The 13771-nt window shown below is 66.8% G+C and carries 13 protein-coding genes; 12 read left to right on the top strand and 1 reads right to left on the bottom strand.

Going from position 1 to position 13771, the window contains the following annotated elements; translation table 11 throughout:
* The first annotated feature begins 353 nt into the window (after positions 1 to 353).
* The 12 genes from WAQ08_RS11545 (at position 354) to nth (ending at position 13065) form a co-directional block, all read left to right on the top strand.
* Entirely contained in the window at positions 354 to 1556 is a 1203-nt protein-coding gene (locus tag WAQ08_RS11545) for an amino acid aminotransferase (protein ID WP_422191723.1), read from the top strand.
* A gap of 243 nt (positions 1557 to 1799) precedes the next feature.
* Positions 1800 to 3092, top strand: coding sequence for a polyhydroxyalkanoate depolymerase (locus WAQ08_RS11550; RefSeq protein WP_422191724.1), 1293 nt, complete (start codon positions 1800 to 1802; stop codon positions 3090 to 3092).
* Positions 3093 to 3243: 151 nt separating this feature from the next.
* The gene (rsxB, locus tag WAQ08_RS11555) at positions 3244 to 3912 is read left to right on the top strand and encodes an electron transport complex subunit RsxB (RefSeq protein ID WP_422191725.1); all 669 of its coding nucleotides are present in this window, start codon (positions 3244 to 3246) and stop codon (positions 3910 to 3912) included.
* 148 nt (positions 3913 to 4060) lie between these two features.
* Positions 4061 to 6898 carry an ExeM/NucH family extracellular endonuclease gene (locus WAQ08_RS11560; RefSeq protein WP_422191726.1) on the top strand — a complete coding sequence of 946 codons (2838 nt, stop codon included), beginning with the start codon at positions 4061 to 4063 and terminating at the stop codon, positions 6896 to 6898.
* Between the two features lie 38 nt (positions 6899 to 6936).
* Positions 6937 to 7719, top strand: a complete 783-nt coding sequence (locus tag WAQ08_RS11565; RefSeq protein ID WP_422191727.1) for a PEP-CTERM sorting domain-containing protein — start codon at positions 6937 to 6939, stop codon at positions 7717 to 7719.
* Positions 7720 to 7846: 127 nt separating this feature from the next.
* Positions 7847 to 8929 carry an alkene reductase gene (locus WAQ08_RS11570; protein WP_422191728.1) on the top strand — a complete coding sequence of 361 codons (1083 nt, stop codon included), beginning with the start codon at positions 7847 to 7849 and terminating at the stop codon, positions 8927 to 8929.
* Positions 8930 to 9124: 195 nt separating this feature from the next.
* Positions 9125 to 9346, top strand: coding sequence for a hypothetical protein (locus tag WAQ08_RS11575; protein ID WP_422191729.1), 222 nt, complete (start codon positions 9125 to 9127; stop codon positions 9344 to 9346).
* A 128-nt stretch (positions 9347 to 9474) separates the two neighbouring features.
* A complete protein-coding gene (locus tag WAQ08_RS11580) occupies positions 9475 to 10095 on the top strand; it encodes a LemA family protein (protein WP_422191730.1) in 621 nt (206 codons plus the stop codon).
* Between the two features lie 56 nt (positions 10096 to 10151).
* Positions 10152 to 11072: a TPM domain-containing protein gene (locus WAQ08_RS11585; protein ID WP_422191776.1), complete on the top strand. Its 921-nt coding sequence runs from the start codon at positions 10152 to 10154 to the stop codon at positions 11070 to 11072.
* 8 nt (positions 11073 to 11080) lie between these two features.
* On the top strand, positions 11081 to 11608 hold the full coding sequence (locus WAQ08_RS11590; RefSeq protein ID WP_422191731.1) for a TPM domain-containing protein: 528 nt from the start codon (positions 11081 to 11083) through the stop codon (positions 11606 to 11608).
* 100 nt (positions 11609 to 11708) lie between these two features.
* Entirely contained in the window at positions 11709 to 12338 is a 630-nt protein-coding gene (locus WAQ08_RS11595) for a DUF3617 domain-containing protein (protein ID WP_422191732.1), read from the top strand.
* Between the two features lie 82 nt (positions 12339 to 12420).
* Complete coding sequence (gene nth / locus WAQ08_RS11600; protein WP_422191777.1) at positions 12421 to 13065, top strand: endonuclease III; 645 nt, start codon at positions 12421 to 12423, stop codon at positions 13063 to 13065.
* Between the two features lie 59 nt (positions 13066 to 13124).
* Here the strand turns inward: nth and WAQ08_RS11605 are convergent, their stop codons facing one another.
* Complete coding sequence (locus WAQ08_RS11605; RefSeq protein WP_422191733.1) at positions 13125 to 13751, bottom strand: FxDxF family PEP-CTERM protein; 627 nt, start codon at positions 13749 to 13751, stop codon at positions 13125 to 13127.
* Between the last annotated feature and the right edge of the window lie 20 nt (positions 13752 to 13771).

The following is a 13771-nucleotide window of genomic DNA, read 5'->3' on the forward strand; positions in this document are numbered from 1 at the left end:
AAATCAGGCATCGGTAGTCGGCCCAGGCCGCCCTTAGCGCCGCGATCAAGGTCAACTACGACGACAACTACGCTGCCGCCGTGGGCTACCTCACCGCCACGTCCACCAGCATCAAGCTGAACAAGGTCTGATCAACCTGGATCTCCGTGAGGGCGGGAGGCTCTTGCATTGCACCCGCCTCCCGGCGGGTGTATTTTTTAAGTTGCGGCATGCGTTGCATGACCGGAGCCCTGACTGGTCGATAAAATAAAGGGTTTGCCCGATTCAGGCTGCCGCGCGTCACAAGCGCACGCCGCCCCACCGGGACACCTCTTTTTAGCTGACCGCCACCCCTACCGGAGATTGCTCGCACCATGGCCTCGTTGTTTGCACAAGTTGAAATGGCCCCCCGTGACCCCATCCTGGGTCTGAACGAACAGTTCAACGCCGACACCAACCCCAACAAGGTCAACCTGGGCGTGGGTGTCTACACCGACGAACAAGGCAAGCTGCCCCTGCTCAAGTGCGTGGCCGCCGCCGAGAAGCAACTGCTGGAGGCCCCCAAGGCCCGCGGCTACCTGCCCATCGACGGCATCGCCGCCTATGACAAGGCCGTGCAGGGCCTGGTGTTCGGCGCCAACCACGCTGCCGTCAAGGGCGGCCGCATCGCCACGGCCCAGGCCATCGGCGGCACGGGCGGCCTCAAGCTGGGCGCCGATTTCCTCAAGCGCCTGAACCCGGATGCCCAGGTGCTGATCTCCGATCCCAGCTGGGAAAACCACCGCGCCCTGTTCGAATCGGCCGGCTTCACCGTGGGCACCTACCCCTACTACGACGACGCCGCCAAGGGCATCAACGTGGACGGCATGCTGTCCGCCCTGAAGGCCGCCCCGGCCGGCACCATCGTGCTGCTGCACGCCTGCTGCCACAACCCCACCGGCTACGACCTGACCGAAGCCCAGTGGAACGAAGTGATTGCCATCACCAAGGAACGCGGCCTGGTGCCCTTCCTGGACATGGCCTACCAGGGCTTCGGCAACGGCATCGCCGAAGACGGCGCCGTGGTCATCAAGTTCCTGGACGCCGGCCTGAGCTTCTTCGTGTCCACCAGCTTCTCCAAGAGCTTCTCGCTGTACGGCGAGCGCGTAGGCGCCCTGAGCATCGTCAGCGAAACGGCTGATGAATCGGCCCGCGTGCTGAGCCAGCTCAAGCGCGTGATCCGCACCAACTACTCCAACCCGCCCACGCACGGCGCCCAGGTGGTGGCCACGGTGCTGACCACGCCCGCCCTGCGCCAGCTGTGGGAAGACGAGCTGACCCAGATGCGTGACCGCATCAAGGTGATGCGCACCGCCCTGGTCGACAACCTCAAGGCCGCCGGCATCACCCAGGATCTGGGCTTCATCACCCGCCAGAAGGGCATGTTCAGCTACTCCGGCCTGAACGCTGCCCAGATGCAGCGCCTGCGTGCCGAGTTCGGCATCTACGGTGTCGATTCGGGCCGCATCTGCGTGGCCGCGCTGAACGACGGCAACATCAAGGCCGTGTCGGAAGCCATCGCCAAGGTGTCGCAATAAGTGAATCCAGGCTGAACAAATTCAGCCTACGCAAGCCCGCCCAGCCTTCACCGGCGCCAGGCGGGCTTTTTTTCGCCTGTTGAATTTGAAAAGACGCATTGGGACCGTGCTAATGCCCTTCTCGGATGCCCGTCTGAAATGCAAAGATCTTGAAAACGATTTATGCTGCACCGCAACAAGCCTGCGAAGTGCCTGTGACATGCAGCCGCTCGATACGGGTCATACCTATAAAGGTTCGTTCACATGCTCTATCAAATCTATGAAGCCAACCGCGCCTGGCTGAGCCCCTTCTCGGAGTTCGCCAGCGCCGCGTCCAAGCTCTACAGCAACCCGCTGTCCATGTTCGCGCATGTACCGCAAGCCCAGCGCGTGGCCGCCGGGTTCGAGCTGATCCACCGCCTGACCAAAGAGTACGAAAAGCCCGCCTTCGACATCACCGCCGTGAACGTGGACGGCACTGAGGTGGTGGTGCAGGAACAGGTGGTCGAGGCCAAGCCCTTCTGCCGCCTGCTGCGCTTCAAGCGCTTCACCGACGAGAGCAAGCTGCTCGACAAGATGCGTGAGCAGCCCTCCGTGCTGGTGGTTGCGCCGCTGTCGGGCCACCACGCCACCCTGCTGCGCGACACCGTGCGCACGCTGCTGCAAGGCCACAAGGTCTACGTCACCGACTGGGTGGACGCCCGCATGGTGTCGATGGAGGACGGCCCCTTCCATCTGGACGACTACATCAACTACGTGCAGGACTTCGTCCGCCTGCTGGGCCCCGATGTGCACGTGATCTCCGTGTGCCAGCCCACGGTGCCGGTGCTGGCCGCCATCTCGCTGATGGCCAGCCGCGGCGAAGCCACCCCCTTGACCATGACCATGATGGGCGGCCCCATCGACGCGCGCAAATCGCCCACGGCCGTGAACAACCTGGCCATGAACAAGAGCTTCGAGTGGTTCGAGAACAATGTGATCTACCGCGTGCCGCCCAACTACCCCGGCGCCACCCGGCCGGTGTACCCAGGCTTCCTGCAGCACACGGGCTTCGTGGCCATGAATCCGGACCGCCACCAGGCCTCGCACTACGACTTCTTCCTGGACCTGATCCGCGGCGATGACGACAGCGCCGAAGCGCACCGCAAGTTCTACGACGAGTACAACGCCGTGCTGGACATGCCCGCCGAGTACTACCTGGACACTATCAAGACCGTGTTTCAGGATTTCTCGCTGGTCAACGGCACCTGGGAGGTGCGCAACCCGGAAGGCGAGCCCGAGCTGGTCCGCCCGCAGGACATCAAGACCACCGCCCTGCTGACGGTGGAAGGCGAGTTGGACGACATCTCCGGCGCGGGCCAGACCAAGGCCGCGCACGAGCTGTGCACCGGCATCCCCGATGGCCGCCAGAAGCACTACGACGTGATCGGCGCGGGCCACTACGGCATCTTCTCCGGCCGCCGCTGGCGCGAAATGGCCTACCCGGTGATCCGCGATTTCATCCTGGCGCACAACCAGCGTGCCGGCAGCAAGCCCAAGGCTGCCAAGGCCGCTTAAGCAGCAAGCTCTTCCGCCAAGCTCTGCTGCCATACCAGTATGGCCCGCCTTGATGGCGGGCCTTTGTGCTTTTGAACGCGTGCTCTGCGGCGCGGTTTCACGCCCCTCACTCCAGGCACCTCCGCTGCGTGCCTTAGACTCCCGCTCCACCATGGACGCCCGCCAGATCAACGACCTGCTGCCCCAGACGCAGTGCACCAGCTGCGGCTATGCCGACTGCGCGCACTACGCCGAGGCCATTGCCGAGGGCAGTGCGGAGATCAACCAGTGCGCCCCTGGCGGCGCCGAAGGCATTGTGCGCCTGGCACAGGCCACCGGCCGGCCCGTGATCCCGCTGAACCCTGAGTACGGCGTGGAAGGCCCCCGCTACCTGGCCGTGATCGATGAGAGCTGGTGCATCGGCTGCACCTTGTGCATCAAGGCTTGTCCGGTCGATTGCATCGTGGGCTCGCCCAAGCACATGCACACGGTGATCGAATCGCAATGCACGGGGTGCGAGCTGTGCATCCCGGCCTGCCCGGTGGACTGCATCAGCCTGGAGCCCGTACAAGCACAATCGCCCCGCCTTACCGGATGGGCCGCGTGGTCGCAGGCCGATGCGGATGACGCGCGCACACGCTACATGCAGCGCCAGGCCCGTGTGCAACGTGCCCAGGCCGAGAACGACGAGCGCCTGGCCGCCAAGGCCCGCCACAAGCTGGAGCACTTGGCCGAGCTGACCAAGATCAGCGATGAGGCCGAACTGGCCCGCAAGCGCAGCGTGGTCGAAGCCGCGCTGGCGCGTGCACGCGCCCGCCGCGCTCCATCCAGCGGAAACTGAAGCGCGCGCGACCAGCGCAGCATCCAGACACCGTCACACAGACGCAGTCCGTATGGACCACGCCCCGCCGTGGTGCGCCCATGACCGTGCAACACGCGCAGCCCACACTTCGCGGATTCTCTGATCCGACTGACCACCGAGGTGTGACATGCACGACAAGACAGCCCGCTCCAAGCCCCATTCATCCCACCACCCGGTGAGCCTGCGCCCGCTGTGCGCGGCGCTGCTGCTCGGCCTGGGTGGCCTGGCCTGCGCCGGCGCCAACGCGGCCGTGGTGATCAGCCAGGTCTATGGTGGCGGCGGCAACTCCGGTGCCACGCTCAAGAACGATTTCATCGAGCTGTTCAACGCCGGCCCCACGGCCGTCAACATGAGCGGCTGGACGGTGCACTACGCCTCCTCCACCGGCAGCAGCTGGAACAACAAGACCACGCTGGGCAACCTGAACCTGCAAGCGGGCCAGTACCTGCTGATCCGCCAGGCCGCAGGCAACGGCGGCACACAGGATCTGCCCACGCCCGATGCCGAAGGCACCATCGCCATGGCCGGTGCGAACGGCAAGGTGGCTCTCACCAATGCCAACGTGACGCTCAGCGGCACCAACCCTAGCCACGCGGCGCTGGTCGACATCGTGAGCTATGGCGCGAGCACGCCCACCGAAGGCACGCCCACCGACGCCCTGACCAACAGCACAGCCGCCCTGCGCCTGGCCGGCGGCTGCACCGACACGAACAACAACAAGGCCGACTTCACGCTGGTGGCGCCCGCCCCCCGCACCATGAGCACGGCCCCCGCCCCTTGCAATGGCGCACCGGCACCATCGCCCGGCCCTTCACCGTCGCCTTCTCCCTCGCCGTCGCCTTCGGAGGTCTCCATCCACACCATCCAGGGCAGCGGCAATACCAGCCCGTTGGTGGGCCAGACCGTGACCACGCGCGGCGTCGTCACCAAGCTGCTCAACAACGGCTTCTTCATGCAGGAGCCCAACCCCGACAGCGATCCCACCACCTCCGAAGGCATCCTGGTGTTCACCAGCACCGCCCCCACTGTGAGCAAGGGCCAACTGGTGCAACTGACCGGCGTGGTCGATGAATACAACGTGGGCGCGGCCGGCAACGCCCTCACCGCCGCGCACACCGTCACCGAACTCAAGACCATCTCCAACCTGAGCGTGCTCGCCAGCAACCAGAGCATCACACCCACGGTGATCACCTTCCCCGAGCTGCAGGACGATGACCTGGAGCATGTGGAAGGCATGCTGGTCACCATCGCCACCGAGCTCACGGCCAGCCAAAACTACTTCCTGGGCCGCTACGGCCAGATCACGCTGTCGGCCGAAGGCCGCCTGCTCAAGGCCACCAACCTGCACCGCCCGGGTAGCGTCGAGGCCCAGCAGCTGGACCAGGACAACGCCCGCCGCCGCATCATCCTGGACGACGGCAGCAGCCTGCAGAACCCCGACCCCACGCCCTACTTCTCGCTGGAGGACAACACCCAGCGCGCCGGTGACACCATCGACTCGATCACCGGCGTGATCGACTACGGCCTGGCCACCGCCAGCAACACGGGCCTGGCCGACTACCGCATCCACCCGACCGAGCCTGTGGTGTTCACCCGCACCAACCCGCGCACCGCGGCCCCGGCCGATGTGGGCGGCAACGTGAAGGTGGCCAGCTTCAACGTGCTGAACTACTTCAACGGCAATGGCCTGGGCGCCGGCTTCCCGACCTCGCGCGGTGCCAGCACGCTGGCCGAGTTCAACCGCCAGCGCGCCAAGATCATCGCCGCACTCAAGGCCATCGATGCCGATGTGGTCGGCCTGATGGAGATCGAGAACGACGGCACGGGCGCGGAGAGCGCCGTGGTGGACCTGGTCAACGGCCTGAACGCCGCGATGGGCGCCGGCACCTACGCCGTGGTGCCTGATCCCGCCACCGGCACGGGCACCGACGAGATCAAGGTCGCGCTGATCTACAAGCCGGGCAAGCTGGGCCGCGTGGGCAGCTCGCTCAGCGATGCATCGAGCGTGCACAACCGCCCACCGCTGGCGCAGACCTTCGCCGCGCCCAATGGCGAGAAGTTCACCGTGCTGGTCAACCACTTCAAGTCCAAGGGCTGTGGTGACGCCACCGGCACCAATGCCGACCAGGGCGATGGCCAAGGCTGCTACAACGGCAGCCGCCTGCAGCAGGCCCAGGCGCTGCGCGGCTTCATCACCACCCTGCAGAGCGCCCAGGGCGACAACGATGTGCTGGTGATTGGCGATCTGAACGCCTACGCAAAGGAAGACCCGACCCATGACCTGACCTCCAACGGCTTCGTGGACCTGAGCGCGCACTTCAACGGCCCTGGCGACTATTCGTACGTGTTCGATGGCGAGGCCGGCTACATCGACCACGCGCTGGCCAGCACCTCGCTCACGGCCCAGGTCACCGGTGCGCACCACTGGCATATCAACGCCGACGAGCCTTCGGTGATCGACTACAACGTGGAGTTCAAGCAGCCGGGCTGCGCGACCTGCGGCCCTGACTACTACACCGCCACGCCCTACCGCTCGTCGGACCACGAGCCCGTCGTGGTCGGCCTGAACCTGCTCAAGCAGGTGGGTGGCACCAGCGGCCGCGACACCATCACCGGCACGGCTGGCGACGATGTGATCAACGGCGGCGAAGGCGCGGACACCATCACCACCGGTACCGGCCGCGACGTGCTGGTCTACACCAGCCTGCGCGACGGCCTGGACACCATCACCGACTTCACCCCGGGCAGCGACCGGATCGACCTGAGTGCCCTGCTGGCCTCGATCGGTGTGCAGGCCGACCAGGCACTGTCGCTCGGCGTGGTCAAGCTGGTGCCCATCAGCACCGGCACCCAGGTGCAGATCGACAGCGATGGCAGCGCCGGCCCCGCCGCCGCCCGCCCGCTGGCCCTGCTGCGCGGCGTCACACCCGCCCAGTTGCAGGCCGCCCGTGACCTGGGCCTGTGATGAGCCCCGAGCCAACCGACACAACAAGGATGTACCTCATGAACCGCACACACTCCCCCCTGCGCACCACCATCGGCGCCCTCGTTCTGGGCCTGGCCGCCACCGCCCAGGCGGCACCGCTCACCAACGGTGATTTCAGCGCCGGCCTCAGCGGCTGGACCACCGCCGGTGACGCCATCGTCGGCCAGGGCACGCTGTTCAGCGAACTGAACATCGGCAACACGCCCCGCCTGCTGCTGGGCACGGCCAGCAGCCTGTACGAGGACGACTTCCCCGCCGCCATCGGCCACTACAACCTGTCCGGCCAGGACACCGTGGCCGCCGGCCTGGCACTGGAGTCTTCGCTGAACCTCGCCGGTGGTGCGCTGGACGACGCCGACAACGGCAACTTCGTGATGGAAGGCTCCTCGGCCTCGCAGACCTTCAACGTGCAGGCCGGCGACACCCTGAGCTTCGACTGGCAGCTCTTCACCCGTGAAGGCGCCGGCGGCCTCAACCTGGGCGACAGCGCTTGGCTGGTGCTGACCACTGCTTCGGGCACGCAGCTCACCAAGCTGGGAGACACCGCCTCGCTGTCGCTGCTGGATGTGGGCCAGGGCTGGAACGCCTCGTCGCTCGGCACGCAGTCGATCACGTTCGCGCAAGCCGGCAGCGTCTCGCTGGCCTGGGCCATCGGCGATGTCAACGATTACGTCAGCACCTCGCTGCTGTCGATCGGCAACGTGAGCGTCACCGCCGTGCCGGAGCCTGGCTCTGTCGCCCTGCTGCTGGCGGGTCTGTCGATCGCGGGTGTGGCCGCACGGCGCCGCTCGCGCGCCTGAACCAAGGCTTGATCCCGCGCAAGGCGCAGCAGCCCTGCGCGCGCAAGCCTTTTGCCGGCAGGCTATCCTGAAGAAGCGTCCCACCCTTGGCGGTGGGCGCTTCTTTTTCAATGGACAGGAGTTCTGCATGCCTGGTTTGTTCGATCCCATCCGCCTCGGCGATCTGTCGCTGCCCACCCGTGTCGTCATGGCCCCGCTCACGCGCAACCGGGCGGCCGCACGCCAGGTGCCCAGCGAACTGGCCATCACCTACTACGCGCAACGCGCCAACCCGGCCACGGGCGCCTCGCTGATCATCACCGAGGCCAGCCAGATCAGCCAGCAGGGCCAGGGCTACCTCGACACCCCGGGCATCTACAGCGACGAGCAGATCGCCGCCTGGAAGAAGGTGACCGACGCCGTGCACGCCCAGGGCGGCAAGATCGTGATCCAGCTGTGGCACGTGGGCCGCATCTCGCACAACTCGCTGCAGCCCGTGGGCGAAGTGCCCGTAGCGCCCTCGGCCATCCCCGCCCGCACCAAGACCTACATCAGCACGGGCTTCGCACCGGTGTCCGCCCCCCGCGCGCTCGGCATCGGCGAAATCCCAGGCATCGTCGCGCAGTACCGTCAGGCCGCCCGCAATGCGCTCAAGGCCGGCTTCGATGGCGTGGAAGTGCACGCAGCCAATGGCTACCTGATCGACCAGTTCCTGCGCAACAGCACCAACCAACGCACCGATGCCTACGGGGGCTCCATCGAGAACCGCACGCGCTTCCTCAATGAAGTGGTGCAGGCCGTGGTGGCCGAAGTGGGCGCGGGCCGCACCGGCATCCGCCTGTCGCCTGTCACGCCAGCCAACGATGCCAGCGACAGCAACCCGCAGCCGCTCTTCAACCACGTGGCCGACGAACTGGGCAAGCTCGGCCTGATGTACGTGCACGTGATCGAAGGTGCTACCGGCGGCACGCGCCACATCCCCTTCGATTACGAAGCCCTGCGCACCCGCACCAAGGCCCCCTGGATGGTCAACAACGGCTACGACCTGAACCTGGCCCAGCAAGCCCTGGCGCGCGGCCAGGCCGATCTGGTGGCTTTTGGCCGCCCCTTCATCGGCAACCCGGACCTGGCCTTGCGCCTGCGCACCCATGCCACGCTCAACGCGGCGGATTCGAAAACCTTCTACGGCGGCGGCGCCAAGGGTTACACGGACTACCCCACCCTGGCCTGACACCGACGCCCCGTGCTGGGTCCCTGGGCACCATCCCAGGGATTGTCCCCATGCCAATATGCACGGGCAGGGAACCTTCCGACCCATTCGGGGCTCCATACAAGGGTCATCACCGTGTCACGCTTGGCCCACAAAATGCATTCTCGTTGCATGGGACGGCGCTCACGCACCATTCCATGACGTAGGAGAAATGCCATGCGTGCATTGATGAATCTGGCGATCGAACCTGCCCTGCGCCTCTTCGAGGTGTCGGCGATGGTGGTGATCGATCCCTCGCAACGCGCTGCCAAGCGCGTGCTGAAGGTGCTGGCGGACACCCCCATGGGGGCCGTGCGCATCGTGCGGGAGCGTTATCCGCGTTCCCGCAGCCACGAAGTCCTGTCGTGCAACAACCTGCCCGGGGTGGCCTGGGCCTGATGAGCACACACACCACATCGCCCACAGCGGGCGGTGTGACTTGAAGTTTTCTGTCGCGACCTGATTTATCGTTGCGGCTGCGGCCCCATCGCCGCTTTGCCGCCTTGATGACCGATGAAAGGACCGCGATGCCCCGTTCACTGCCCCTCGCCCCCACTGCGCGCCGCTTGGCTGCCGCGCTTGCCGTGGCCTCGGCCCTGTCACTGACAGGCTGCGGGTACAACGATTTCCAGCGCCTGGATGAGCAATCCAAGGCCGCGTGGTCCGAGGTGCTGAACCAGTACCAGCGCCGCGCTGACCTGATCCCCAACATCGTGGCCAGCGTCAAGGGCGAGGCCAACTTCGAGCGCGACACGCTGACCCGCGTGGTCGAGGCGCGCGCCAAGGCCACCAGCATCCAGGCCACGCCGGAGCTGGTCAACAACCCCGAGGCCTTCAACAAGTTCCAGCAGGCCCAGGGTGAACTGTCTGGTGCGCTGTCGCGCCTGCTGGTGGTCAGCGAGAACTACCCCAACCTGAAGGCCAACCAGGGCTTCCAGGATCTGCGCGTCCAGCTCGAAGGCACGGAGAACCGCATCACCGTGGCCCGCAACGCCTACATCCAGACGGTGCAGGAGTACAACGTGCTGGCCCGCAGCTTCCCCAGCAACCTCACGGCCATGGTCTTCGGCTACGGTGCAAAGCCCGGCTTCACAGTGCAGAACGAGGCCGAGATATCCAAGCCGCCCTCGGTGGATTTCAGCAAGTGATGCAGGGCATGCCCCGTGTGTGGATGGCAGCCTCCACACGCAGCGCGCACCACGTGATGGCTTGGGCCTGGGTGGCCTTGTTCGCGCTGGTCACGGTGTTGCTGCCCATCCCCGGGTGGGCCGACACGGCTTGGGCGCCGGGCCAGCCCTTGCCCGTGCCACCGCTCAACACGCGCGTGACCGACCAGACCGCCACGCTCGGCGATGCGCAACGCCAGGCACTGGAGCAAAAGCTCGCTGCCATCGAGCAGGCGCAGGGCTCGCAGATCGTAATCCTGCTGGTGCCCACAACCAAGCCCGAAGACATCGCCGCCTACGCCCACCGCGTGGCCAGCCAGTGGAAGGTGGGCCGCCGCGACGTGGGCGATGGCGTGCTGCTGCTGGTCGCCAAGGACGACCGGCAGGTGCGCATCGAGGTGGCCCGTGCGCTGGAAGGCGCCATCCCGGATCTGGCCGCCTACCGCATCATCGACCAAGCCATCCGCCCAGCCTTCAAGGCAGGGGACTATGCCGGCGGCCTCAATGTCGCGGTGGACCAGTTGCAGACGCTCATCAAAGGCGAGCAACTGCCCGCACCCGATGCCACGGCCCGGCGCAGCGCTCAGACCACGGGCATCCAGTGGGGTGACCTGGGCATCTTCCTGTTCGGGGGCGTGCCCGTCATCGGGGCCGTGCTCACGGCCGTACTGGGGCGCAAGCTGGGCACCGTGGCCACGGGGCTCGGGGCCGGGGCTTTGGGCTGGTGGTGGACCAGCAGCCTGTTGATCGGAGGCATTGCCGCCGTGGTGGCCATGGTGCTGATCGCAGCCATCGGGAGCGGCGGGCGCGGTGGCGGCGGTCGAGGCTCGCGCTGGGGCGCTGGCTATGGCGGCATGGGAGGTGGCATGGGCGGCTGGGGCGGATCGTCCGGCGGTGGAGGCTTCTCATCCGGGGGCGGCGGCAGCTTCGGGGGCGGTGGCGCCTCCGGCAAATGGTGAGCAGCGCCATGACATCGACAAGCACAAGCCCCTCATCCCCGCTGCGCTGGGCCCGCCACCTCTGGCTGGACGCCGGCAACGTGCGCAGCACCCTCACCCCCGCCGGCCTGGGCCGCCTGGAAGCACGCGTGCGCGAGAGCGAAACGCGGCACCGCGGTGAACTGCGCCTGTGCGTGGAAGGCGGCCTGCCCGCCGGCGCCCTGTGGGCCGGCGTGGACGCGCACAGCCGCGCGGTCGACCTGTTCGGCCGCCTGCGCGTGTGGGACACCGAGCAGAACAACGGCGTGCTGATCTACCTGCTGCTGGCAGACCACCGCATCGAGATCCTGGCCGACCGCGGCCTGGCCAGCCAGACACCGCCCGACACCTGGCGCCAGCTCACCGATGCCCTGGCCGGTTCGCTGCGCGAGGGCCGCTTCGAAGAAGGCCTGGCCCACGCCATCGACCAGGTGGGCGCGCTGATGCGAGAGCGCTACCCGCTCAGGCCGGGCGATCAAGACCGCAACGAGCTGCCCGACGCCGTGGTCGTGCTCTGAGCGCGGCCGCGCCCGATGGCGCCTGGCCGGGCTCCTGTGTCATCATCCACGCGCCGACGCGCGATCGGCGCATGACAACACCCACCCCAGGAGCCACACCATGTCCCATCACGCCCATCGTCACGGCAATGGCCGTCGTTCAGGCCTGTCCCTGCCCCGTATGGCCCGCCACGCCACGTTCGCGCTGACAGGCCTGCTGGCCATGGGCCTGGCCCAGGCCGCCGACACCCCGCCGCCGATCAAGCCCGGCCTGTGGGAGATGACGTCGGAATCGCAGCAGCTCAACGGCAAGCCCGTGCCCGATCAATCCGCTCAGATGGCCGCCCAGCTCAAGAACATGCCGCCCGAAATGCGCAAGCAGATCGAAGCGCAGATGAAGGCCCAGGGCATCCAGATCAACCCGGCCGACGCCGGTGGCGGCATGGCCGCGCGCATGTGCCTGACCAAGGACATGCTGGAGCAGAACCGCTGGCAGCAATCCGAAGGCGACTGCAAGAGCCAAGTCACCAGCCGCAGCGGCAGCACCTGGAAATGGACCCTGGCCTGCACCAAGCCGCCCGCCCAGGGCGAAGGCAGTACCACCTTCGCCAACCCCGAGAGCTACAGCGGTGAAGTGCGCATGACCTCCCAGGAAGGCGGCAAGCCCCAGGTGATGACCATGAAGCACCGCGCCCGCTGGATCTCGGCCGACTGCGGCGGCCTCAAGCCCCCGCAACCCGCCAAACGCTGAGGCGCCCCATCGCGGGGCCTTGCCTTTTGCTGCAGGCCCCGCACCACCGTTCCCTTGCCCGCCCCCCATGAGCAGCCCCCTGATGAAGCCCGCGGAGATCGAAGCCTTCTTCGCGACCCTGCAAGCCGCCAACCCCCACCCCGAAACCGAGCTGGAATACACCACGCCCTTCGAATTGCTGACCGCCGTGCTGCTGTCGGCGCAGGCCACGGACGTGGGCGTCAACAAGGCCACCCGCAAGCTGTTCCCGGTGGCCAATACGCCGCAGGCCATCCTCGATCTGGGCATCGATGGCCTGAGCGACTACATCAAGACCATCGGCCTGTACAAGAGCAAAGCCAAGCACCTGATGGAGACCTGCCGCATCCTGCTGGCGCAGCATGGCGGCGAGGTGCCCCGCACGCGCGAGGCGCTGGAAGCCCTGCCCGGCGTGGGCCGCAAGACAGCCAATGTGGTGCTCAACGTGGCCTTCGGCGAGCACACCATGGCGGTGGACACGCACCTCTTCCGCCTGGGCAACCGCACGGGCCTGGCGCCCGGCAAGACACCGCTGGCGGTGGAGATCAAGCTGCTCAAGCGCGTACCCGCCCAGTACATGCAGCACGCCCACCACTGGCTGATCCTGCATGGCCGCTACATCTGCCAGGCGCGCAAGCCGCGCTGCTGGGAGTGCAGCGTGACGCCCTGGTGCAAGTTCAAGCCAAAGACAACGGCCCCGACGGCCTGACCAGCAGGACCACGCGGGGCCGTCGAAGCGCCTTTGACCAGGCGCCTTCTCGATCAGGCTCAGGCCTTGTGCAGACGGCGACGGGCCGCGAAGGCCACCACACCCAGACCCGCCAGCATCAGCGCATAGGTCTGCGGCTCGGGCACGGGCGTCGTGAAGGTGAGGTTGTCCGTCACCACGCCATCACCCTTGATGGTGATGTAGGCGATGTCGGCATGGGCCAGGCGCAGGCCCTGCGTGATCGCGTAGTTGGTCGAATCGATCAGCGCGCTGTCGTCCAGGGCGACACCATCCAGCGAGGTGCTGAACGAGCCCAGCGTGAACGAGCTGGAGCTGCCATCCACGCCGTAGGCGGTGACGGTCAACAGGCTGCGCGTGCCGGATTCCTGGTACAGGCTGAAGTCAGCCGTGAACGCACGGGTGCGCAGGTTGCCAAAGTCGATGCGCACGGTCATATCGCCGATCGTGTCGAACGACAGGAAAGACTTGCCGGCGCCCCAGCTGCCATTGATGCCCAGGTCGGTGGCCCAGCGCTGGCCCACGGTGACATCACCGTCGAGCGAGCTGAAGGTCACGGCCGGGGTGCCCGTGGTCCACGACGAACCGGCACCGATGGACAGGCCGTCTTCACCGTTGAAATCGATCATCTGCTGGGTGCCAGGCACCTGTGCAGGGTTGGTGATCACGGCGGCTTGCGCCTGGAAGC

Source organism: Aquabacterium sp. (assembly GCF_049274795.1).
Taxonomy (GTDB): domain Bacteria; phylum Pseudomonadota; class Gammaproteobacteria; order Burkholderiales; family Burkholderiaceae_C; genus Aquabacterium.